We start from the raw sequence: 21435 nt of genomic DNA, 5'->3' as shown, positions 1-21435 counted from the left end.
CCCACCGGCTGGTCGAGGAGCGCGCGAGCCCCTGGGCGCGCCCGCGTCACGAGACCACGCGACCGACGCTCCCGACCAGCCATCCGCGTGGTCGCGTCGAGCGGGGACGTCGCGTGGTCTCGTGACGGCTCGTCGCCTGCGGCTCGGGGCCTCCTCGACCAGCTGGTGGGGGAGCAGCACGGCGGGCCGGGGGCCGGTGGCCGGCGACCGGCGTCCGGCGTCTGCCCGGCGCGGGATGCGCCCGCGAGTATCGTCGTGACGTCCCCCACCCCTCGACGAGGAGCATCCGCATGCCCGCGCACGACCCCGCAGCCGCAGCCCCCGAGACGACCGGCGCGAGGCTCGGGCGCATCGCGGGCACGTGGTTCCCGCTCGTCGTGCTCGCCGCCGGCGCCCTCGCCGTGCTCGTGCCCGCGCCCTTCACATGGCTCGGCGCGTGGATCACCCCGCTGCTCATGGTCATCATGCTCGGCATGGGCATGACGCTGCGCGGCAGCGACTTCGGCATCGTCGCCCGCAAGCCGTTCGCGCTCGTGATCGGCATCCTGGCGCAGTTCATCATCATGCCCCTCACGGGCTTCGCGCTCGTGACGGTGCTCGACCTCGACCCGGCCATCGCGGTCGGCGTCATCCTCGTCGCCGCCGCGCCCGGCGGCACGGCCTCGAACGTCATGGTGTTCCTCGCGAAGGGCGACACGGCCCTCTCGGTCGCGATGACGACGGTGTCGACGCTCGTCGCCCCCGTCATCACGCCGCTGCTCGTGCTGTGGCTCGCAGGCAGCTACCTGCCCGTCGACCCCGCGGGCCTCTTCGTGTCGATCGTGCAGATCGTCATCGTGCCGATCGTCGTCGGCCTGCTGCTGCGGCGCTTCCTGTCGCGATTCGTCGAGCGCATCGTCGAGTGGATGCCGCTCGTGTCGGTCGTGGGCATCACCCTCGTGGTGCTCGCCGTCGTGTCGGGCTCGGCGGCGACGATCCTCGCGTCGGGTCTCGCGATCCTCGGCATCGTCGTCGTGCTCAACGGCGTCGGCCTCACGCTCGGCTACGTCGCCGCGCGCGCCGTGGGGCTCGAGGAGCCTGCGCGTCGCGCCGTGTCGGTCGAGGTCGGCATGCAGAACTCGGGCCTCGCCGCGGGCCTCGCGCGCACGCACTTCGCGCCCGAGGCGGCCGTGCCCGCCGCGATCTTCTCGGTGTGGCACAACGTGTCGGGCTCGCTGCTCGCGTCGTTCTGGTCGCGTCGCCCGCCGAAGGATGCCGCGCCCGTCGAGCGCGCGGACGCCACGGCGAGCTGAGGCGCGTCGCCGACCCGATCAGCGAGGCCGACGCCGATCGGTGCGCTCGGGCAGGTCGACGAACCCCGCCGACCGGTACGTGGCGACGCCGCGCACGTTCGTCGACGGCGTGCACACGAGCGCGCTCGACGCACCGAGATCCTGCAGCACGATCGCCGACGCGACGGCGATCGCCCTGCCGAGTCCGCGACCGCGGTGGTCGCGGTGCGCGCCGAGCGGCTCGAGCAGGCCCGGGCGGCCCGGTCCCGCAGCCCACACCGTGGCCGCCGCGACCGCCGTGCCGTCGACGTCGCGCACGAGCAGGCAGCGCGCATCCGCGGAGGCAGGGCCCGTCGCCATCATGTGCCACGCAGCCGCATCGAACGTACCGCCGTCGAACGAGGCCCGATGCACCGCGACGCGCTCGTCGACAAGCGCCTCGTCGACGAGGTCGATGCGCAGGCCGTCGGCGAGTGGCGGCACCGGCTCGGCGAGGTCGCGGCGCAGCGGCTGCCAGACCTCGTCGGGCGTCCAGCCGCGCGCGGCGAGCACCTCGTCGAGCGCCGCGCCCGTGGGGAGCTCGACCGAGCCGTCGTCGCCCGGCAGGGCACCCTCGGGGTCGACGAGGTCGTCGGCGAGCGCCGTGGCGAGGTCGGCGTCGCCCTGCAGGTCGGGGTCGATGGCGATGCGCAGCACCGGCCCGTCGAGCATGCCGAGCGCCACGAGCGCGCCGTCGCGGTGCCACGCGCGCAGCGAGCCGGCGAGCGCATCGGCGCCGAGTCGCTGCTGCCACCCGAGGTCGCCGGGGTGCAGCTGCAGCGCCGCGCCGTCGCGCTGCCAGGCCGCGAGCTCCGTCACGAGGGCGGGCACGGCTGCGGGGGAGGGGATCGTCGCCATGGCTCCATCGAAGCATGCGTCGCCGACTGCGACACGCCCGGGATGCACGCATCCGAGCGCTCGTCGACCTGCGCCGGGCCGACGCGACGTCCTGGATGAGAGGGTCGACCGAGCGGCCCCGCACCCGAGAGGATCGAACCCATGAAGTACATGCTCATCATGCGCAGCACCGCCGAGGCGATCGAGGCGTCGGAGGACATCGACTTCGACGAGATCATCGCGGCCATGGGTCGCTACAACGAGTCGCTCATCGAGGCAGGCGTGCTCGTCGGCGGCGACGGCCTCGCCGACGCGTCGCAGGGCTTCGTCGTCGACTTCGCCGAGACGCCGCCGCTCGTCACCGACGGCCCCTACGGCGAGATCAAGGAGCTCTTCAACGGCTTCTGGATCCTGCAGGTGTCGTCGAAGGAGGAGGCCGCGGAGTGGGCGAAGCGCTGCCCGCTCGGCCCGGGATCCAAGCTCGAGGTGCGCCGCGTCACCGACGAGTCGGACTTCGACCCCGACAACGAGTGGATCCAGAAGGAGAAGGAGTGGCGCGCCGAGGGCGAGCGGAAGGCCGCCGAGCAGGCGTGACCGATCGCGACCCCGCGGCATCCCCGGCAGGCGACGACGCCGCCGGGGATGCCGCGCGTCGCGCCGTCGCCGCCGTCTGGCGCATCGAGGCGCGTCGCATCGTCACGACGCTCACCCGCCACGTCGGCGACTTCGCGCTCGCCGAGGACCTCGCGCAGGAGGCGCTCGCCGACGCGCTGCGGCAGTGGCCGGCCGACGGCGTGCCCGCCAACGGCGGCGCGTGGCTCACGGCGGTCGCGAAGCGCAAGGCCATCGACCACTGGCGACGTCGCGAGCGGCTCGACGCGCGCGTCGCATCCATCGCCCACGACCTCGAGCTCGAGCAGGCGGACGCCGCCGACGCCGTGCCGTGGGACCTCGAGTCGTCGCTCGACGACCAGCTGCGGCTCATGCTCATCGCCTGCCATCCCGTGCTCGGCCCCGAGGCGCGCGTCGCGCTCACGCTGCGCACGGTCGCGGGCCTCACGACCGACGAGATCGCCGCCGCCTTCCTCGTCGCGCCAGCGACGATCCAGCAGCGGATCGTGCGGGCGAAGCGCGCGCTGGCAGCGGCGGGCGCGGCGTTCGAGCTGCCGGAGGCCGACGCGCTGCCCGAGCGGCTGCCCGCCGTGCTCGCCTGCATCTACCTCGTCTTCACCGAGGGGCACGCGGCGAGCGCGGGCGACGGGCTCATGCGCGCCGAGCTCGTACGCGAGGCGCTGCGACTCGGTCGCGCGCTGCAGGCGATGCTGCCTCGCGAGCCCGAGGTGCACGGCCTCGTGGCCCTCATGGAGCTCACGGCGGCGCGCATGCCCGCGCGGCTCGACGTGCGAGGCGATCCCGTGCTGCTCGCCGACCAGGATCGCTCACGCTGGGATCGCGGCGCCATCGCCCGCGGGCGGGCGGCCCTCGAGCGCGCAGACGCCGTGCGCATCGGCCGCGGCATCTACGCGCAGCAGGCCGCGATCGCCGAGCAGCACGCGATCGCCCATCGCTTCGAGGACACCGACTGGCACGCGATCGTCGAGTGCTACGACGGGCTGCTCACGGCGGGCCCGTCGCCGATCGTCGAGCTCAACCGCGCCGTCGCCGTCGCGATGGCCGACGGGCCGGAGGCCGGGCTCGCGATCGCCGACGCCATCGACGCATCCGGCCGTCTCGCCGGCCACCACCTCGTGCCGTCGGTGCGCGGCGAGCTGCTCGCGCGGCTGGGGCGCGCCGACGAGGCGCGCGTCGCGTTCGAGGAGGCCGCGAGGCTGACGCGCAACGCGACCGAGCGCGCGGTGCTGCTGGCGAAGGCGGCGACGGCCCGCTGACCCGAGGACCGACCCTTGAGGTACGAGCGCAGCGAGCCTCGACAGGGTTCCGGCGGAGTCGATGGTGCCCCGTTCGAGGCTCGCTGCGCTCGCACCTCGAGGAGCGGTAGGGGGAGACGGCGAGAGCACGGAGGAGCGGTCTTCGCAGCGACCCCCGAGACGCACTCTCGACGTCGCCTGCCCCGACGGCTACCGTCGAGGGCGACGGAAGGAGCCGCGATGCCGCTGCGCTGGTACACCGTGGTCGTCGAGACGACCGATCCCGCCCGCCTCGCCCGCTGGTGGGGCGAGGCCCTCGACTGGCAGCTCGTGCACGAGGCCGACGACGAGGTCGTCATCATCCCCAGGTGGGCCGACGAGATCGGGCCGAAGCTCACCTTCCATCAGACGCCGCCCGGGCTCGTGTTCGTGAGGGTCGAGCATGAGAAGACGGGAAAGAACCGCCTCCACATCGACCTCGCGCCGCACACGAGCGACGACCGCGACGCCGAGCTCGCGCGCCTCGAGGCGCTGGGCGCGACGCGCATCGACGTCGGGCAGGGCGACAAGCCGTGGACCGTGCTCGCCGACCCCGACGGCAACGAGTTCTGCGTGCTCGCGTCGCGCGAGTGGTGACCTACCAGGGCGCCTTCACGTAGTCCTTGAGGAAGACGCCGGAGAGGTCCTCGCCGGCCTCGCCGCGCACGATCGGGTCGTACACGCGTGCGGCGCCGTCGACGAGGTCGAGCGGCGCGTGCCAGCCCTCGGCGGCGATGCGCAGCTTCTCCTGATGCGGGCGCTCGTCCGTGATCCATCCGGTGTCGACGGCCGTCATGAGGATGCGGTCGGTCTCGAACATCTCGGGCCCGCTCGTGCGCGTGAGCATGTTCAGCGACGCCTTCGCCATGTTCGTGTGCGGATGGCCGGCTCCCTTGTAGCGGCGGCCGCCGAACTGGCCCTCCATCGCCGACACGTTCACGACGTACGCGCGGCGCGCGCCGGACTGCACGGCGGCGCGCATCGACGCCCGTAGACGCGACACGAGCAGGAACGGCGCCGTCGCGTTGCACAGCTGCACCTCGAGCATCTCGAGCGCATCCACCTGCTCGACGGTCTGCGTCCAGGAGTTCGTGGTCTGCAGGTCGGGCAGCAGGCCGCCGGCGTCGACGGCCGTGCCCGCGAGGTGCGCGTCGAGGCTCGCGTGGCCGGCGCGCAGCGCGAGCGCCGTCATCGACGCAGCCGTCTGGGCCGCCAGCGCGTGCTCGAGCGACTCACCCTCGTGGTGCGGCGTCGAGTGGTGGTCGAGCGCGCCCGCGATCGACGCGGGATGCGCCTCCGAGATGCTGTCGAACCGCGTCATCTCGGGCAGCACGAGGTCGGTCGGCAGCGGCGCGTCCTCCTGCTCGACGAGCGCCGAGTACGCGCCGGGGGAGCGGCGCACGGTCTGCGCGGCGTTGTTGATGAGGATGTCGAGCGGGCCCGCGGCCGCGACGTCGTCGGCCAGCGCGATGACCTGGGTAGGGTCGCGCAGGTCGATGCCGACGATCTTCAGCCGGTGGATCCAGTCGCTCGCGTCGTCCATCTGCGCGAAGCGCCGCATCGCATCCTTGGGGAAGCGCGTCGTGATCGTGGTGTGCGCCCCGTCGCGCAGCAGCCGCAGCGCGATGTACATGCCGATCTTCGCGCGACCGCCCGTGAGCAGCGCCCGCTTGCCCGTGAGGTCGGTGCGCTGGTCGCGCTTCGCGTGGCTGCGCGCCGCGCACTCGGGGCAGAGGCCGTGGTAGAACGCGTCGACGAGCGTGTACTCGCGCTTGCAGATGTAGCAGCCGCGCGCCTTCTGCAGCTCGCCCGCGAAGGCGCCCTGCGCGTTCGACACGAGCGGGATGCCCTTCGTCTCGTCGTCGATGCGCATGGGCGAGCCGGTCGCGGTCGCCTCGATGACGGCGCGGTCGGCCTTGCGCTCGGCCCACGTCTTCGCCTCGCGCCGCGTCTTCTTCAGCCGCTTCTGCAGCAGCCACGCGGCGCGCTTGATCGTGACGAGGTCGGGGTCGTCCTCGGCGAGGCCCTCCGCCTCCTGCAGCACGCGCAGCGCCGTCGCGAGGTCGGCGGGGTCGAGGCTCGCAGGCGTCTGGTCGTCGGGGTCGGGCACCTGTCGAGGGTACTCGCGTCGCGCATCCGTCCGGGCCACGCGAGAGCGCCCCGAGCCGGTGGGCTCGGGGCGCTCTCGCGTCTGGCGTCAGCGCATCAGTTGTTGCCGCGCAGGATCGCCAGGATGCGGAGGATCTCGACGTACAGCCAGATGATCGTGGCCGTGATGCCGAAGGCCGCCTGCCAGCCGTACTTCGCGGGGACGCCGCGCTGCACGCCGATCTCGACGTTGTTGAAGTCGAGCATGAGCGAGTACGCGCCGAGCAGCACCGCGAGCGCGCCGAGCACGACGCCGAACGGCAGGCCCAGGATCGGCACCTCGACGGAGCGCAGGCCCCAGGGGTCGGGGCTGATGCCCGTGACCATGAGACCGAAGTTCACCAGCGAGAACAGGCCGTAGCCGATCAGCACGATGAAGAAGAAGCGCGTGAACTTCGGGGTGACCCGCACGATGCGGAAGGCGTAGAGCGCGAGCGTGGCCGCGAAGACGCACGCGGTCGCGAGCAGCGCCTGGAAGACGATGCCGTCGTAGCCCATGCCGAACTCGATGATGGCGCTGAAGCCACCGATCGCGAGACCCTGCGCCGCGGCATAGCCGAGGATGAGGGCGCGATTGGGCTCGCGCTTGAACGCATTGACGAGACCGAGCACGAGACCGGCGATGAGGCCGACCCACATGAGGCCCTGCATGATCATGCCGTTGCCGGTCAGCAGCAGCGCCATCTGCAGCAGGAAGCCCGTCGCGACGATCGCCAGCATCGCCACCGTCTTCATGATGACGCCGTCGTACGTGAGGCGGCCCGTGTCTGCCGACGTCGCCGACGGACGGTCGTACATCCGGCCGAGCTGCTCGGGCGTCGCGGCGCCGGGCTGGAAGCCCGGCGCCGGCTGGCCGTGCTGCTGGAAGCCCTGCTGCTGCGAAGGCTGCTGGCCCTGGCCCTGCTGCGGCGCGTAGGTCTGACCGGGCACGTAGGCGCCGTCCTGCTGCAGCTGCGCGGCACGCTTGGGGTCGCGCGAGAAGGCGGGGGAGTTCGAGAAGCCGAAGCCGGCCATGGTGTGCACTCCTGTTCGGGATGGGAAGTCCGCCCTCAGGGTAGCCGCGGAGGCCATGGATTGCCTGTGCCCGCACGGCCGTTCGCCGCAGGCGGAGGTCGGGCTCGGACGGCCCCGGAGGCGGGGCTAGCCTGGTCGCGTGACCAGGCCACTCGTCGTCGCCCACCGAGGAGCCAGCGGCTACCGCCCCGAGCATTCCGAGGAGGCGTACCGCCTCGCAGCGCGCCTCGGCGCCGACGCCATCGAGCCCGACGTCGTCGCCACGAAGGACGGCGTGCTGGTGCTGCGGCATGAGAACGAGATCTCCGGCACCACCGACGTCGCGACCCGCCCCGAGTTCGCATCCCGTCGCACGACGAAGGAGGTCGACGGCCAGCAGCTCACCGGCTGGTTCACCGAGGACTTCACGTGGGACGAGCTCTCGCAGCTCGCCGTGCGCGAGCGGCTGCCGCGCATCCGACAGGCGTCGGCCACGTTCGACGGCCAGCTCGGCATCCTGCGCCTGCGCGATCTGCTCGACATCCTCGACGAGACGGGCCTCGGCATGGTGCTCGAGGTCAAGCACGCGACGTACTTCCAGTCGATCGGGCTGCCGCTCGACGACCTCATCGCGAGCGAGCTGCGCGACCGGGGCTGGGCGTCGACGCCCGAGCGCCTCGTGATCGAGTCGTTCGAGCAGGACGTGCTGCGGCGGCTCCGCGCTCGCGACGTCGCAGGCCGCTCCGTCTACCTCATCGAGCACGGCGGCTCGCCCGCCGATGCCGTCGCCGCCCTCGGGTCGGCGGCGCCGACCTACGCGTCGCAGCGCACGGACGCGGGCCTCGCCGACATCGCCGCGCAGGGATTCGACGGCATCAGCGTCGACAAGAAGGTGCTGCTGCACGAGGGCCGGGACGGCGTGCGCGTCACCGACCTCGTCGACCGTGCGCACGCCGCAGGTCTGCAGGTCTTCGCGTGGACGCTGCGCCCCGAGAACCGCTTCCTCGCCAAGGCGCATCGGCGCGGCCCGCTCGCCTCGCACTGGGGTTCGTGGATGCAGGAGTGGGACCTGCTCATCGGCGCCGGGCTCGACGGCATCTTCGCCGACCATCCCGACCTCGCCGGCTTCGCCGCCGACCGCGCCTCGGGCACCGGTCGAGGTCGCTGACGGCGCTCGCCGTCACCCGCTCCTGACGCGGCGCGCGAGCGCGCCGCCCCGCGTCCTCCTCGCGTTGGGCGTCCGTTCACCGACCGTTCGCGCGGCATCCGCAGGATGCAGAGGTCCCCCACAGCCAGGAGGCTCCTGCCGTGCACAAGCGCGCCCTCTCCGTCGCAGCCCTGACCGCCGTCGCCTTCGGCAGCGTCGTGGCCGCGACCCCCGCCCTCGCGGCGGACGCCGACATCCGCATCAACGAGGTGCAGTCGAACAGCGCCACCGGCGCCCCCGACTTCGTCGAGCTCGTCAACGCCGGCACCGATCCCGTCGACGTCGGCGGCTGGGTGCTGCGCGACGACCAGGACGCGAACGGCGACGTGCTCCCGCTCGGCACGACCATCGCACCCGGTGCGCTCCTCGTCATCCAGCCCACGTTCGGCCTCGGCGCCAACGACTCGGCGCGCCTCTTCGACGACGCCCTCGTCGCGATCGACGGCTACGCATGGACCGAGCACGCCTTCACCGAGGGCCGCCTGCCCGACGGCACTGGCGCATTCGTCGACACCGAGCCCACGCCCGGCGAGCCCAACGTCGCCCGAGTGGCGACCGTCGAGCCGACGCCGGTCGAGACGGGCATCCGCATCAACGAGGTGCTGTCGAACGACCCCGTGCTCGAGGACTTCGTCGAGCTCACGAACGTCGGACTCGAGCCCGTCGACATCTCGAGCTGGATCCTGCGCGACAACGACCCGCTGTCGACGCTGCGCATCGCCGCGGGCACGGTCGTCGAGCCCGGCGAGCTGCTCGTGATCGAGACGAACGCGACGCCCGACGGCTTCGGGCTCGGCGCGAACGACGAGATCAGCGTCATCACCGAGGACGGCACCGGCCTCGCCGACACGTACGCGTGGACCGAGCACGCGACCTCCGAGGGCCGCATCCCCGACGGCACCGGCGCCTTCGTCGACACCGAGGTCACGCGCGGCCAGGCCAACGTCGAGCGCCGCATCGCCTCGCCCGTCGTCATCAACGAGGTCGAGTCCAACGGCGACCCGGTCAGCGACTGGGTCGAGCTCGCCAACACCGACACGACGAGCACCGTCGACGTCTCGGGCTGGACCATCCGCGACAGCGACCCCGAGAACCCTGCGATCACGCTGCCCGAGGGCACCGAGATCGAGTCGGGTGGCTACCTCGGCATCCGCACCGATGCTCCCGAGGACTTCTTCGGCCTCGGCGGCACCGACCGCGTCACCGTGCGCGACGAGACCGGCGCCGACATCGACTCCTTCGGCTGGTCGGGACACGCCGCGACCACGTACGGTCGCTGCCCCGACATGACGGGCGCGTTCGAGGTCACCACCGCCTCGACGTTCGAGCTCGTCAACGACTGCACCGTCGTCGAGGAGCCCGTCTACGACACGATCGACTGGCCCTACGGCCAGGACGTGCAGGATGCCGTCGCACCCGGCACCTGGGGCGAGGACATGTCGGGCCTCGACCAGGCCGCCGACGGCACGGTGTTCGCCGTGAACAACGACGACGGCGAGATCTTCGAGATGGCAGGCGGCGACGGCGACCTGTACACGATCGCCCAGTCGTGGGTGCCCACCTACCCGAACGGCACGGGCCAGCCCGACGCCGAGGGCATCTCGGTCGCCGGTGACGGCGCCATCCTGCTCTCCACCGAGCGCGACAACACCGCATCCAACGTCTCGCGCCCCTCGGTGCTGCGCGTCGAGCTCGGGGCCGACGGCGCCTCGACGACGACGCACGAGTGGAACCTCACGGCCCTCACGGGCCCGCTCGGCGCGAACGCCGGCATCGAGGCCATCGAGTGGATCTCCGACGCCGACGCGACGAGCCTCGGCATCGTCGACGCCACGGGCGCCGCGTACGACCCCGCGTCGTACGGCCCCCACCTCGGCGGCATCGTCGCGTTCGCCGTCGAGGCGACCGGCAACCTCCACCTCGCCGTGCTCGAGGAGGACGGCGGCATGACGCTGCTGCAGACGACGCGGCCCGGCCCCGCCGTGTCCGTCGTCATGGGCCTCGACTGGCGCGCAGGCGGCAACCTGCTGTGGGCGCTGTGCGACGAGGCGTGCGACAACCGCCTCTCGCAGCTGTCGATCGTCGACGGCCTGCTCACGTGGCAGGCCGACGTGCTGCCGCCCGCCGCGATGCCGACCGCCTACACGAACGAGGGCCTCGTCGTGCAGTACTGCGACGTCGCCGACGTGACCCCGACGACGCTCTGGATCTCGGACACCGCCCACGAGGGCGTCTCGCTGCGCGTCGCACCCGGTGCCGACTGCGTCGCCGCCGAGCCCGAGCCGTCCGAGCCTGCGCCGTCGCAGCCCGCGCCGACCGGCCCGACGCCGACGGCTCCCACGCCGACGACGCCGCCCGTCGTGGGCGACCAGGCCGGCGACCAGGGCGGCACGCTGCCGCAGACCGGCTCGGAAGGTGCCGTCGGCATCGTCGCGCTCGCGCTGCTGCTGGTCGCCGCCGGTGCGCTCCTCGCACGTCGCGGGTCGGTGCTGCGGCGCCGCGCATGACCCGGCTGCGTCGAGCCGCCTGACCCAGGCGGACAGGCGCAGCCCGCGAGGCCCGTCCGGCGATCCGCCGGGCGGGCCTCGCTCGCGCTGATCCGGTGGGATCTCCCACCAGCTGGTCGAGGAGGCCGCAGCCGAAGGCTGCAGCCGTCACGAGACCACGCGACGTGCCCGCCCGAGGCGACCATGCGCGTGGCCGGGCAGGAGCGGCGGTCGCGTGGTCTCGTGACGCGGGCTCGCCCTTCGATCTCGCGCGCTCCTCGACCAGCTGTGGGAGCGTCGCGCGTCGGTGGTGCGCCGTAGGCTGGTGGGCGACATGACGGATCTCTGGGGGCTCGACGACGCTCCGCTCGTGCCGACGCCCATCGGGCGCGGTGGCTCGGGCGAGCCCGGCGTCGACGACGCACTGCTCGACGGCCTCAACCCGCCCCAGCGCGAGGCGGTGCTGCACCGCGGACCCGCGCTGCTCATCGTCGCCGGCGCCGGCTCCGGCAAGACCCGCGTGCTCACGCACCGCATCGCCGGCCTGCTGTCGACGCGCGAGGCGTGGCCCAGCCAGATCCTCGCCATCACCTTCACGAACAAGGCCGCAGGCGAGATGCGCGAACGCGTCTCGTCGCTCATCGGCGACGAGGCCCGCGGCATGTGGATCTCGACGTTCCACTCCGCCTGCGTGCGCATCCTGCGGCGCGAGGCAGAGCAGTTCGGGTTCAAGCAGTCGTTCACGATCTACGACTCCGGCGACACCCGCGCGCTCGTGAAGCGCCTCATCAAGGACTCCGGCGCCGACACCCTCGGGCTGACGCCCGGCGGCACCGCCTCGAAGATCTCGAAGGCGAAGAACGACCTCCACGACGTCGACTCGTACCGCGAGACCGCCAACCTCTCCGACCCCCGCGAGCAGGCGTTCCTCGAGATCTGGCGCCGCTACGACCACGAGCTGCGTCGCGCGAACGCGTTCGACTTCGACGACCTCATCGGCCAGGTCGTCTACCTCTTCCGCGCCTTCCCCGTCGTCGCCGCGCTCTACCGCAAGCGCTTCCGCCACATCCTCGTCGACGAGTACCAGGACACGAACCGCGCGCAGTACGCGCTCATCCGCGAGCTCACCCAGCCCGTGCCGCCCGGCACCCTGCCCGACCAGCGCGGCGAGATCCCCGGGGCCTCGCTCACGGTCGTCGGCGACTCCGACCAGTCGATCTACGCCTTCCGCGGCGCCGACATCCGCAACATCGTCGAGTTCGAGCGCGACTTCTCCGACGCGAAGGTCGTGCTGCTCGAGCAGAACTACCGTTCGACGCAGCACATCCTCACCGCCGCCAACTCGGTCATCAAGCACAACTTCGACCGGCGCGACAAGAACCTCTTCACCGACGAGGGCGACGGCGACCTCATCGTCGGCTACACCGGCTACTCGGGCCACGACGAGGCGCAGTTCGTCGCCGACGAGATCGTCGCGCTGCAGACGCAGGGGATGCCCTGGTCGCAGATCGCCGTGTTCTACCGCACCAACGCGCAGACGCGAGCGCTCGAGGAGATCCTCATCCGCTCCGCCATCCCCTACAAGGTGATCGGCGGCACGAAGTTCTACGAGCGCGCCGAGATCAAGGATGCGATGGCCTACCTCGTCGCCGTCGCCAACCCCGACGACGCCATGAGCCTGCGGCGCATCCTCAACGTGCCCAAGCGCGGCATCGGCCCCGCGACCGAGGCGTCGCTGCAGTCGTTCGCCGACGAGCACGACATCACGCTGCGCGACGCCATGCGCCGCGTCGACGAGCTCGGCTTCGGCCCGAAGGTCACCGGCGCCATCCGCACGCTCTCGACGCTGCTCGACGGCCACTCCGACGCGCAGAACCCCGACCCCGGCACCGTGCTCTCGGACCTCATGGGCCGCACCGGCTACCTCGACCAGCTGCGCGCCTCCCCGGATGCGCAGGATGCGGCGCGCGCCGAGAACGTCGAGGAGCTCATCGCCGTCACGAAGGAGTTCCGCAAGGCGAACCCCGAGGGCTCCCTCATCGACTTCCTCACCGAGGTCGCCCTCGTCGCCGCCGCCGACGAGCTCGACGACTCCGAGGGGCAGGTGTCGCTCATGACCCTGCACACCGCCAAGGGCCTCGAGTTCGACGCCGTGTTCATCACGGGCGTCGAGGAGGACCTCCTCCCGCACCGCATCTCCGCCAACGAGCCCGGCGGCCCCGCCGAGGAGCGCCGCCTCTTCTACGTCGGCGTCACCCGCGCCCGCAAGCGCCTCTACCTGTCGCTCGCCATGACGCGCGCGCAGTTCGGCGAGGTCACCGTCGCCATGCCGTCGCGGTTCCTGCAGGAGATCCCCGCCGAGCTCATCGACTGGCGCCAGTCGCCCGGCTTCGTCAACGGCCGCGGCGGCTCCCAGTCCCGCGCGCTCAACGCGCGGCAGGGCGGCGCCCGACAGGGTGCGCTCGGCACCGGCGGCTTCAGCGGTCGCTCCGGCTCGCGGTACCCCGACGCGCTCCCGCCCGGCGAGAAGAAGGCGTTCCCCAACACGATCGCCGAGGTGCGCGACAACTCCGACCTCGAGCTCGTGCCCGGGGACAGGATCCGCCACAAGGACTTCGGCGAGGGACGCGTGTCCGGCGTGACCGGGGTCGGGCCGAAGCGGGTGGCGGAGGTGCAGTTCGACGCTGTCGGCAAGAAGCGGCTGCTGATCAAGATCGCGCCGATCGAGAAGCTCTGAGTCCTTGGCCGGGTCGAGGGTGGCTGGGCCGCGTCGGGCGGGGATGTCGCTCCTCAGCTCAGACAACGCCGGAGAGCGGAGGGGGTCGTGGCCTGGGGGCCACGACCCCCTCCGCTCTCCGGCGTAACTCGACACCCCGCGACATCCCCGCCCGACGCGTGCGGGCGGATCCATCCGTGGGGGTGGGGCTGCGCGCGCGTGCCGGTGCGACTGACCTGCTCGGCGGTCTCGGCGGGTTCGGGGGTTGGCGGGCGTCCTGCCGCTCGGCGTGATCGCGGGTGCGCGGGTCTCGTGACGCGAGCTCGCTGCGCTCGCGCGCTCCTCGACCAGCTGCGAGGAGGCCGCCTGAGAGGGGCGGGGCGCGTCCTTCCAGCTGGTCGAGGAGGCCGCGAGCCCCTGGGCGAGCAGCCGTCACGAGACCCGCGCACCACCCGCACGCCGGGCGCAGAGGCCCCTCGCCGACCACCGGCTCCGCCGAGACCGCCGTGTCAGACGGCTTCACCGGGACGCGTGCGCAGCGCCCCCTCTCTGGGGACCGTAGGCGGCGTGCTCGGATGTCGCGGGGTGTCGAGTTACGGAGACGACCGGAGGGGGTCGAGGCCGCCAGGCCTCGACCCCCTCCGGTCGTCTCCGTTGTCTGAGCTGAGGAGCGACATTCGAGCACGCCGCCGCCCCGCTCAATGCATCACGACGGCGGATCATCCTTCCGACCGAACCGCCGACGACGCTCCGTCGGGATCGACGTCGTCGACAGCGCCCCACGCTCCACCTGCGGATGCGGCTCGTGGCTCTCGATCGTCTCGTCGAGCGTCGCGATCGACTCCGTCGACGCCGCCTCCGTCTCGGCGGCGAGCGTCGCCTCGAAGCGGGCGCTGCGGCGTCGCAGCCACAGCGACAGGCCGATGATCACGACGGCGAGCACGTACGCGACGATCGCGAACGGCGAGTGCACGAGGTAGGCGGGGTCGCCGACGCCGAGCTGCATCGCCTGCCGCAGCCGCTCCTCGGCCATGGGGCCGAGGATGGCGCCGACGACGAGCGGCGACACCGGGAAGCCCTGCCTGCGCATGAAGAAGCCCATGACGCCGAGCACGAGCAGCACGATGACGTCGAACGTGGTGAAGTTCGCCGCGTACGCGCCGAGCCCGGCGAACGTGAGGATGCCGGCATACAGGTACGGGCGGGGGATCTGCAGCAGCTTCACCCACAGCCCGACGAGCGGCAGGTTGAGCACGAGCAGCATGATGTTGCCGATGTAGAGGCTCGCGATGAGCGCCCAGACGAGCGGACCCTGCGACTCGAACAGGCGCGGGCCGGGCTGGATGCCGTACGTCTGGAACGCCGACAGGATGATCGCCGCGGTCGCCGTCGTCGGGATGCCCAGCGTCAGCAGCGGCACGAGCACGCCGGCCGCTGCGGCGTTGTTCGCCGACTCGGGACCGGCGACGCCCTCGATGGCGCCCTTGCCGAACTGCCGCTTGTACTCGCCCTTCGCGAGGCCGCGCTCCGTCGCGTACGACAGGAACGTGGCGACGTCGGCGCCGCCGGCGGGGATGGTGCCGATGGGGAAGCCGATGGCGGTGCCGCGCAGCCACGGCCTCCACGAGCGCGCCCAGTCGGAGCGGCGCATCCACGTGCGCCATCCGCGGGTGATGGGGATGAGCGGGATCTCGCCGTTGCGCAGCCGGGAGCCGACGTACAGCGCCTCGCCGAGGGCGAAGAGGCCGACGGCCACGAGCACGACGTCGATGCCGTCGGTGAGCTGCGGCACGCCGAGCGTGAACCGCGACTGGCCCGAGATGGAGTCGACGCCGACGAGGCCGATGAGCAGGCCGATCCCGAGCGACACGAGTCCGCGCCACACGCTCGACCCGAACAGGGCGCCGACGGTGAGGAACGCGAGCATCATGAGCGCGAAGTAGTCGGCGGGGCCGAGCGACACCGCCCAGCGGGCGACCGTGGGGGCGACGAGCGTCAGCAGCGCCGTGGCGATGGTGCCGGCGATGAACGAGCCGATCGCTGCCGTCGCGAGCGCTGCGGCGCCGCGGCCTGCGCGGGCCATCTTGTTGCCCTCGAGCGCGGTGACGATCGAGGCCGACTCGCCTGGCGTGTTCAGCAGGATCGACGTCGTCGATCCGCCGTACATGCCGCCGTAGTAGATGCCGGCGAACACGATGAGCGCCTGCGTCGGCTCGAGCGCGTACGTGATGGGCAGCAGCAGCGCGACGGTCATGGCCGGGCCGATGCCGGGCAGCACGCCGACGGCGGTGCCGACGAACACGCCCAGCAGCGCGAACAGCAGGTTGACGGGCTGCGCGGCTGCCGCGAAGCCCTCGAGGAGGAGGGTGAGGCTATCCAAGGGGGATCCAGCCGGTGAGGGTGCCCGTGGCGGGCAGCGAGAGTCCGAGGAGGCTGCCGAAGAGCAGCTGGGTCACGACGCCGAGGCCGAGGCCGACGAGCACCGCGATCCACCACCGCTTCGCGCCGAGCGCGATCGCGGAGGCGCCGAAGAGCACCGTGACGGCGAGCGGCCAGCCGAGGTGCGGGATGGTGACGACGAGCGACAGGAACGCGAGGGCGACGACGCCGGTGGTGACCCACGACGTGCCGTGCTCGAGGTCGACGTCCTCGCCCTCCTCGGCCTCGCCGAAGCGGCCGCGGAGCTGGCCGACGAGCACGCCGATGCCGGCGACGAGCAGCAAGCCTCCGACGACGTAGGGGATGACGCGGGCGCTGAGCGTCGTGGCCTGACCGCCCTGGGGGATCTGCGTCGTGAGCACGAGCGTCGCGATCGCGAGGGCGATGACGACGCCGACGACGACCATGGCCTCGACCCGGTGCGCCCGGGGGTGCACGCGGGGCGAGGCCGGCGCACCCTCGACGGGTGCGCCGACCTCGGCGGTCACGAGGTCAGGCCGATCGTGCGCAGGGTCTCCTGCGTCAGCGCGATGTCCTCGTCGAGGAACGACTGGAAGTCGTCGCCCGTGAGGAACGCGTCCGTCCAGCCGTTCGTCTCGACGGCGTCGGCCCACGAGCCGGCGTCGTGCATCTCGGTGACGACGTCGACGAGCGCCTGCTGCTCCTCGGCCGAGATGTCTCCGGGAGCGATGAGGCCGCGCCAGTTGGTGATGGCGAGGTCGATGCCCTCGTCCTGCAGCGTCGGCACGTCGGGGAGCGTGATCGACGGGTCGGCCGACGACACCGCGAGGGCGCGCAGGTCGCCGGACTCGACGGACTCGGCGAACTCGCCGACGCCCGAGATGCCGACCATGGCGGTGCCGCCGAGCAGCATCGTGAGCGCCTCGCCACCGCCGGAGTTCGCGATGTAGTTGAGCGACGTGGGCACGTCGGCGGCGTCGACGCCGCCCTCGATGAGCAGCTGGCCGGCGAGGATGTGGTCGATGCCGCCTGCCGAGCCACCGGTGACGGTGACCTGCGGGCCGTCCTCGACGATGGCGTCGACGACGTCCTGCACCGACTCGAAGTCGCTGTTCGCGGGCACGACGATGACGAGGGGCTCCTCGGTGAGGCGCGCGATGGGCGTCATGTCCTCGATGCGGTTCTGCGACGCGTTGGTCTCGACGGCGCCGACCATGACGGAGCCCGTGACCATGAGGGTCGTGTACTCGGTCTCGGTCGCGAGGCTCGCGAGGCCGACGGTGCCGCCGGCGCCGCCGATGTTCGTCACGGGGGCGGAGCCGACGAGCTCGTCGTCGGTGAGCGCGGCCGAGACGGCGCGGGCCGTCTGGTCCCAGCCGCCGCCGGGGTCGGCGGGGGCGATGACGTCGAGGGTCGAGATCTCGCCGGGCGCCGCGTCGGCGTCGCCGCCTCCGGTGCCGCCCGAGGAGCATGCCGCGAGGGCGAAGGCCGTGAGGCCCGCGGCACCGATCAGGAGGGTGCGCCGCAGGCGGGGGGTCTGAGCGTCGTTGGTCATGTGTCGATCGCCTCTCATCGTCGAGCGCCCGGCGCCGTGCCGGGTCGCGATCTGGGGAGACCATAGGGACGCGGATGCGGAGGCAGCGCGTTGCGTGCGAAACGCGTCGTTTCGGTCGTTTCGGTCCTGGGCCGACTGCGCCGAACGTCGGGATCGGGCCTAGCATCTGCTCATGGCTCGAGCGACGGCGCTGCGGGGTCGCCTCGCGCGGCCGCTCGCGTTGCTGCGCGCCATGCCGCTGCGACGACAGCTCGTGCTGCTGCAGTCGGCCATCATGCTCGTCGTGATGCTGGGCGCGACCGGCGGTGCCGTCGTCATCCAGGAGGCGCAGATCCGCGAGGCCTACAAGGACCGCATGATCGGCGTCGCCTTCTCGGTCGCGCAGCTGCCGACGGTGCTCGAGGCGTTCGACGATCCCGATCCGTCGGCGACCATCCAGCCGATCGCCGAGCTCATCCGCACCTCGTCCGACGTCACGTACGTCGTCGTCACGAACGTCGACGGCATCCGCTACTCGCACCCCAACCCCGATCTCATCGGCGAGCCGGCGTCGACGCCGCCGACGGCCGCGCAGACCGGCGACGTGTGGATCGGCACCGAGACGGGCACCCTCGGGCAGTCGTGGCGCGTGAAGGTGCCCATCTTCGGCCCCGACGGGGAGGTCATCGGGCAGGTGTCGGTCGGCACGCTCGAGTCCGAGCTGCAGGCCGACCTGCTCGGCTCCATGCGCACGCTCGCGGTGTGGCTCGTCATCGCCGCGATCGTGGGCGTGCTGCTGGCGACGTGGGCGGCGAGCGTCGTGCGCCGTCGCATCCACGGCGTCGAGCCCGACGAGATCAAGGCGATGCTCGAGACGCGCGACGCGACGCTGCACGGCATCCGCGAGGGCATCGTCGTCGTGGGCGACGACGGCCGCATCGTGCTGTGCAACGACGCCGCCGCGAGGCTGCTCGACGTCGAGGTCGACGACGCCGTCGGCGAGCCGCTCGACGGCGTGCTCGATGCCGACCTCGCCGAGCTGCTCGCCGACGACGGCCAGCAGCTGGTGCTCGCGGGCGAGCGCGTGCTCGTCGCGCACGCCGACCCCGTCGTCGTGCACGACCGCACGGTCGGCAGCGTCGTCATCCTCGTCGACCGCACCGAGACCGACGAGGCGCTGCGCGCGCTCGCGGGTGCGCAGTCGGCGGCCGAGGGCCTGCGGGCGCAGCGGCACGAGTTCGCGAACACGCTGCACACGATCGGCGGCCTCATCGAGCTGGGGGAGTCGGATGCGGCGCTCGCGATGGTGCGGCGCGAGGGCGACGGCGGCGCGATCAGCGGCGTGGAGGAGTCGGGCATCCACGATCTCGAGCTCGCGGCGCTCGTGCTCGCGAAGCGCGCCCGCGCACGCGAGCTCGGGGTGCGGCTCACGGTCGACGCGTCGGGCCTCGCGGTGCCGTTCGCGGCCGACGGCGCCGACCTCGTGACGATCGTCGGCAACCTCGTCGACAACGCGCTCGACGCGGCGGGCATGCAGGGGCGCGTGCGCGTGACGCTGTCGAGCGGCACGGGGCCCGATGCCGCCGGTCGCATCGTCGTCGAGGACGACGGCCCGGGCGTGCCCGCAGCCGAGCGCGGCGCGATCTTCGAGCTCGGGCACTCGTCGAAGGGCGAGGGGCGGGCGCGCGGCTACGGGCTCACGCTCGTGCGTCGCGTCGTGCGTCGCCTCGGCGGCGACGTGCACGTCGACGACGCCGACCTCGGCGGCGCGCGCCTCACGGTGACGCTGCCCGTGCGCGCCCGCGCGGATGCGCAGGTGCGGCCGTGACCGTGGTGCTGCGCGCGCTCGTCGTCGAGGACGAGCCGCAGGTCGCGATCGTGACCCGCGGCTTCGTGGAGCGGCATCCTGGCTTCCAGGTCGTCGCGGTGGCGCCGACGGGCGAGCAGGCGCTCGACGCCGTCGAGACCCTCGCGCCCGACGTCGTGCTGCTCGACGTGCACCTGCCCGACATCTCGGGCCTCACGGTGCTGCGCAGGCTGCGGTCGCGGGGCAGCCGCGTCGAGGTCGTCGCCGTCACGGCGGCGCGCGACCTCGAGACCGTGCGCATGGCGCGTACGCAGGGCGTGCGGCACTACCTCGTGAAGCCGTTCGACATGCAGACGCTGCACCAGCGCCTCGACGACGTGCATCGCGCCGTCGTGCAGGAGCGCTCGCTCGCCGCATCCACGCTCGACCAGGCCGGCATCGACGCCGTGCTCGGCAGCTCGTCGGCTGGGCCGCGGCTCGTGCGCAAGGGCGTCAACGACCGCACGCTGCAGACCGTCGAGGCGGCGCTCGCCGAGGCGGGGTCGGATGCGTCGGCCGCCGAGGTCGCCGAGCGCATCGGCATGTCGCGCGTGAGCGCACGCCGCTATCTCGAGCGCCTCGTCGAGCTGGGCGTCGCCCGCGTCGAGCCGCGCTACGGGTCGGCCGGCAGGCCCGAGCACCGGTACACGGCGACGGGCTCCTGACGCGTCAGATCACGACGCGCAGGATGCGGTCGTCGTCGGTGCCCGGCGTGCCGTTGGCGTCGCGGTTGCTCGTGGTGACCCACAGCGAGCCGTCGGGCGCGAGCGCGACGCAGCGCAGCCGGCCGAGCTCGCGGTCGAAGGCCTTCTGCGGCGTGCCGGCGCCGTCGCCCGCGAGCGGGATGATCCACAGCCCCTGCCCGCGCAGCGCGCACAGGTAGGCGACGCCGCGATCGATCTCGAGGCCCGACGGCGAGCACTCCGACGTCGGCCACGTGACGATCGGGTCGACGTAGGCGGGATCGCCGCCGGCGCCCTCGACCGCGGGCCAGCCGTAGTTGCCGCCCGGCTCGATCCGGTTGAGCTCGTCTGCGGTGTCCTGCCCGAACTCGGCAGCCCACATGCGGTCGCCGTCCCACGCGAGCCCCTGCGGGTTGCGGTGGCCGAGCGACCACACGCGCGTGCCGAACGGATTGCCCTCGGCAGCCTGCCCATCCGCATCCACGCGCAGGATCTTGCCGGCGAGATCGCTCGGATCCTGCGAGCGCGAGCCGTCGGCGGCGTCGCCGACCGTGACGTAGAGCATGCCGTCGGGCCCGAACCGCAGCCGCCCGCCCTGGTGGTTGCGGGCGAGCGCGATGCCCTCGACGAGCACCTCGGGCGTGCCGAGCCCGCCGTCGAAGGGCATGCGCACGAGCCGATTGTCGGACTCGCTCGACAGGTAGGCGTAGAGCGCCGCCTCGTCGGGCGACAGGGCGAGGCCCAGCAGCCCGCCTTCGCCCTGCGGCGCCACGCCCGGCACGACGCCGACCTCGTCGACGCCGCCGGCGCCGTCGACGCGGAGCACGCGTCCGGTGGCGCGCTCGGAGACGAGCGCCGCGCCGTCGGCGAGGAACGCGAGCGACCACGGCACGGCGAGGCCCGTCGCGATCGTGCGGTCGACCGTCGGGAACGCGGGCGGCGTCGCCGCGGGCGTCGAGGCGACCGCGTCGGCATCCTCGTCGCCGGAGGCGTGCACGGTCGGGCCGCTCGGGGTGCAGGCCGTGAGGCCGAGCCCGGCACCGAGCATCCCCGTGAGCATGGTCCTGCGGGTCAGGGTCATGCGTCCCGAGGCTACGGGCGGCCGCGCGGATGCGGCAGGGGGTTCCGCTGCCGCGCGACGTGTGGGCGCGTCAGAGCACGAAGACGAACGTCATCGCCACGAGCGCCGCGAGCGCCGCGAGCCAGATGACGGGGCGCAGACGGTTCGCCATCGTGCGCGACGGGCGGTCGTCGTCGAACTCCGAGAATGCCGGATCGAGCTCGGGCGGCACGCGGTCGCGCTCGTGCTCGTCCCACGGGTCGCGCTGCTGCTGCATGCCCCCAGCGTGCCAGGCGGGGCTGCCGCTC

The 21435-nt window shown here is 72.7% G+C and carries 17 protein-coding genes; 9 read left to right on the top strand and 8 right to left on the bottom strand.

Annotated elements, in window-relative coordinates; translation table 11 throughout:
* The first annotated feature begins 290 nt into the window (after positions 1–290).
* Positions 291–1292: a bile acid:sodium symporter family protein gene (locus FS793_RS07375; RefSeq protein ID WP_144719881.1), complete on the top strand. Its 1002-nt coding sequence runs from the start codon at positions 291–293 to the stop codon at positions 1290–1292.
* Positions 1293–1310: 18 nt separating this feature from the next.
* Here the strand turns inward: FS793_RS07375 and FS793_RS07370 are convergent, their stop codons facing one another.
* On the bottom strand, positions 1311–2168 hold the full coding sequence (locus tag FS793_RS07370) for a GNAT family N-acetyltransferase (protein ID WP_144719880.1): 858 nt from the start codon (positions 2166–2168) through the stop codon (positions 1311–1313).
* A 141-nt stretch (positions 2169–2309) separates the two neighbouring features.
* Here FS793_RS07370 and FS793_RS16380 point away from each other — a divergent pair, with 141 nt between their 5' ends.
* The 3 genes from FS793_RS16380 (at position 2310) to FS793_RS07360 (ending at position 4651) form a co-directional block, all read left to right on the top strand.
* Positions 2310–2741 carry a YciI family protein gene (locus tag FS793_RS16380; RefSeq protein WP_222123716.1) on the top strand — a complete coding sequence of 144 codons (432 nt, stop codon included), beginning with the start codon at positions 2310–2312 and terminating at the stop codon, positions 2739–2741.
* Complete coding sequence (locus FS793_RS07365; RefSeq protein WP_222123715.1) at positions 2738–4036, top strand: RNA polymerase sigma factor; 1299 nt, start codon at positions 2738–2740, stop codon at positions 4034–4036. Before FS793_RS16380 ends, FS793_RS07365 begins: the two co-directional genes overlap by 4 nt.
* 219 nt (positions 4037–4255) lie before the next feature.
* Entirely contained in the window at positions 4256–4651 is a 396-nt protein-coding gene (locus FS793_RS07360) for a VOC family protein (RefSeq protein WP_144719879.1), read from the top strand.
* Between the two features lies 1 nt (position 4652).
* On the opposite strand, the gene FS793_RS07355 is transcribed toward FS793_RS07360, so the two are convergent.
* Positions 4653–6164: an SDR family NAD(P)-dependent oxidoreductase gene (locus tag FS793_RS07355; protein WP_144719878.1), complete on the bottom strand. Its 1512-nt coding sequence runs from the start codon at positions 6162–6164 to the stop codon at positions 4653–4655.
* A gap of 95 nt (positions 6165–6259) precedes the next feature.
* The gene (locus tag FS793_RS07350; RefSeq protein ID WP_186329387.1) at positions 6260–7216 is read right to left on the bottom strand and encodes a Bax inhibitor-1/YccA family protein; all 957 of its coding nucleotides are present in this window, start codon (positions 7214–7216) and stop codon (positions 6260–6262) included.
* A 139-nt stretch (positions 7217–7355) separates the two neighbouring features.
* Between FS793_RS07350 and FS793_RS07345 the strand changes: the two genes are divergently transcribed.
* The 3 genes from FS793_RS07345 (at position 7356) to FS793_RS07335 (ending at position 13625) form a co-directional block, all read left to right on the top strand.
* Positions 7356–8363, top strand: a complete 1008-nt coding sequence (locus tag FS793_RS07345) for a glycerophosphodiester phosphodiesterase family protein (RefSeq protein WP_144719876.1) — start codon at positions 7356–7358, stop codon at positions 8361–8363.
* Between the two features lie 140 nt (positions 8364–8503).
* Positions 8504–10909, top strand: coding sequence for a lamin tail domain-containing protein (locus FS793_RS07340; RefSeq protein WP_144719875.1), 2406 nt, complete (start codon positions 8504–8506; stop codon positions 10907–10909).
* A 313-nt stretch (positions 10910–11222) separates the two neighbouring features.
* The gene (locus FS793_RS07335) at positions 11223–13625 is read left to right on the top strand and encodes an ATP-dependent helicase (RefSeq protein WP_144719874.1); all 2403 of its coding nucleotides are present in this window, start codon (positions 11223–11225) and stop codon (positions 13623–13625) included.
* Positions 13626–14310: 685 nt separating this feature from the next.
* Here the strand turns inward: FS793_RS07335 and FS793_RS07330 are convergent.
* From FS793_RS07330 to FS793_RS07320, 3 genes are read right to left on the bottom strand one after another with little or no spacing between them, the layout of a single operon-like run.
* Positions 14311–15984, bottom strand: a complete 1674-nt coding sequence (locus tag FS793_RS07330) for a tripartite tricarboxylate transporter permease (protein ID WP_144719873.1) — start codon at positions 15982–15984, stop codon at positions 14311–14313.
* Positions 15977–16531, bottom strand: coding sequence for a tripartite tricarboxylate transporter TctB family protein (locus tag FS793_RS07325; RefSeq protein WP_144719872.1), 555 nt, complete (start codon positions 16529–16531; stop codon positions 15977–15979). Before FS793_RS07325 ends, FS793_RS07330 begins: the two co-directional genes overlap by 8 nt.
* Positions 16528–17559 carry a Bug family tripartite tricarboxylate transporter substrate binding protein gene (locus FS793_RS07320; RefSeq protein WP_144719871.1) on the bottom strand — a complete coding sequence of 344 codons (1032 nt, stop codon included), beginning with the start codon at positions 17557–17559 and terminating at the stop codon, positions 16528–16530. Before FS793_RS07320 ends, FS793_RS07325 begins: the two co-directional genes overlap by 4 nt.
* A gap of 172 nt (positions 17560–17731) precedes the next feature.
* On the opposite strand from FS793_RS07320, the gene FS793_RS07315 reads away from it, so the two are divergent.
* Positions 17732–19366, top strand: a complete 1635-nt coding sequence (locus tag FS793_RS07315) for an ATP-binding protein (protein ID WP_260980077.1) — start codon at positions 17732–17734, stop codon at positions 19364–19366.
* Positions 19363–20049, top strand: a complete 687-nt coding sequence (locus FS793_RS07310) for a response regulator (protein ID WP_144719870.1) — start codon at positions 19363–19365, stop codon at positions 20047–20049. Before FS793_RS07315 ends, FS793_RS07310 begins: the two co-directional genes overlap by 4 nt.
* Positions 20050–20053: 4 nt before the next feature.
* Here FS793_RS07310 and FS793_RS07305 read toward each other — a convergent pair whose 3' ends face one another.
* The gene (locus FS793_RS07305) at positions 20054–21148 is read right to left on the bottom strand and encodes a PQQ-dependent sugar dehydrogenase (RefSeq protein ID WP_144719869.1); all 1095 of its coding nucleotides are present in this window, start codon (positions 21146–21148) and stop codon (positions 20054–20056) included.
* Between the two features lie 70 nt (positions 21149–21218).
* Entirely contained in the window at positions 21219–21404 is a 186-nt protein-coding gene (locus FS793_RS07300) for a hypothetical protein (RefSeq protein ID WP_144719868.1), read from the bottom strand.
* Positions 21405–21435: the final 31 nt, after the last annotated feature.

Origin of the sequence: Agrococcus jejuensis, from assembly GCF_007679035.1 — a bacterium.
In the GTDB taxonomy this organism is placed as follows: domain Bacteria; phylum Actinomycetota; class Actinomycetes; order Actinomycetales; family Microbacteriaceae; genus Agrococcus; species Agrococcus jejuensis_A.
This window is presented reverse-complemented; position numbering and strand designations above follow the sequence as displayed.

Coding starts and splice junctions, on each gene's coding strand:
- FS793_RS07320 (WP_144719871.1), bottom strand. CDS start 17,559: ATGACCAACGACGCTCAGACCCCCCGCCTGCGGCGCACCCTCCTGATC.
- FS793_RS07305 (WP_144719869.1), bottom strand. CDS start 21,148: ATGACCCTGACCCGCAGGACCATGCTCACGGGGATGCTCGGTGCCGGG.
- FS793_RS07370 (WP_144719880.1), bottom strand. CDS start 2,168: ATGGCGACGATCCCCTCCCCCGCAGCCGTGCCCGCCCTCGTGACGGAG.
- FS793_RS07335 (WP_144719874.1), top strand. CDS start 11,223: ATGACGGATCTCTGGGGGCTCGACGACGCTCCGCTCGTGCCGACGCCC.
- FS793_RS07350 (WP_186329387.1), bottom strand. CDS start 7,216: ATGGCCGGCTTCGGCTTCTCGAACTCCCCCGCCTTCTCGCGCGACCCC.
- FS793_RS07375 (WP_144719881.1), top strand. CDS start 291: ATGCCCGCGCACGACCCCGCAGCCGCAGCCCCCGAGACGACCGGCGCG.
- FS793_RS07360 (WP_144719879.1), top strand. CDS start 4,256: ATGCCGCTGCGCTGGTACACCGTGGTCGTCGAGACGACCGATCCCGCC.
- FS793_RS07300 (WP_144719868.1), bottom strand. CDS start 21,404: ATGCAGCAGCAGCGCGACCCGTGGGACGAGCACGAGCGCGACCGCGTG.
- FS793_RS16380 (WP_222123716.1), top strand. CDS start 2,310: ATGAAGTACATGCTCATCATGCGCAGCACCGCCGAGGCGATCGAGGCG.
- FS793_RS07315 (WP_260980077.1), top strand. CDS start 17,732: ATGGCTCGAGCGACGGCGCTGCGGGGTCGCCTCGCGCGGCCGCTCGCG.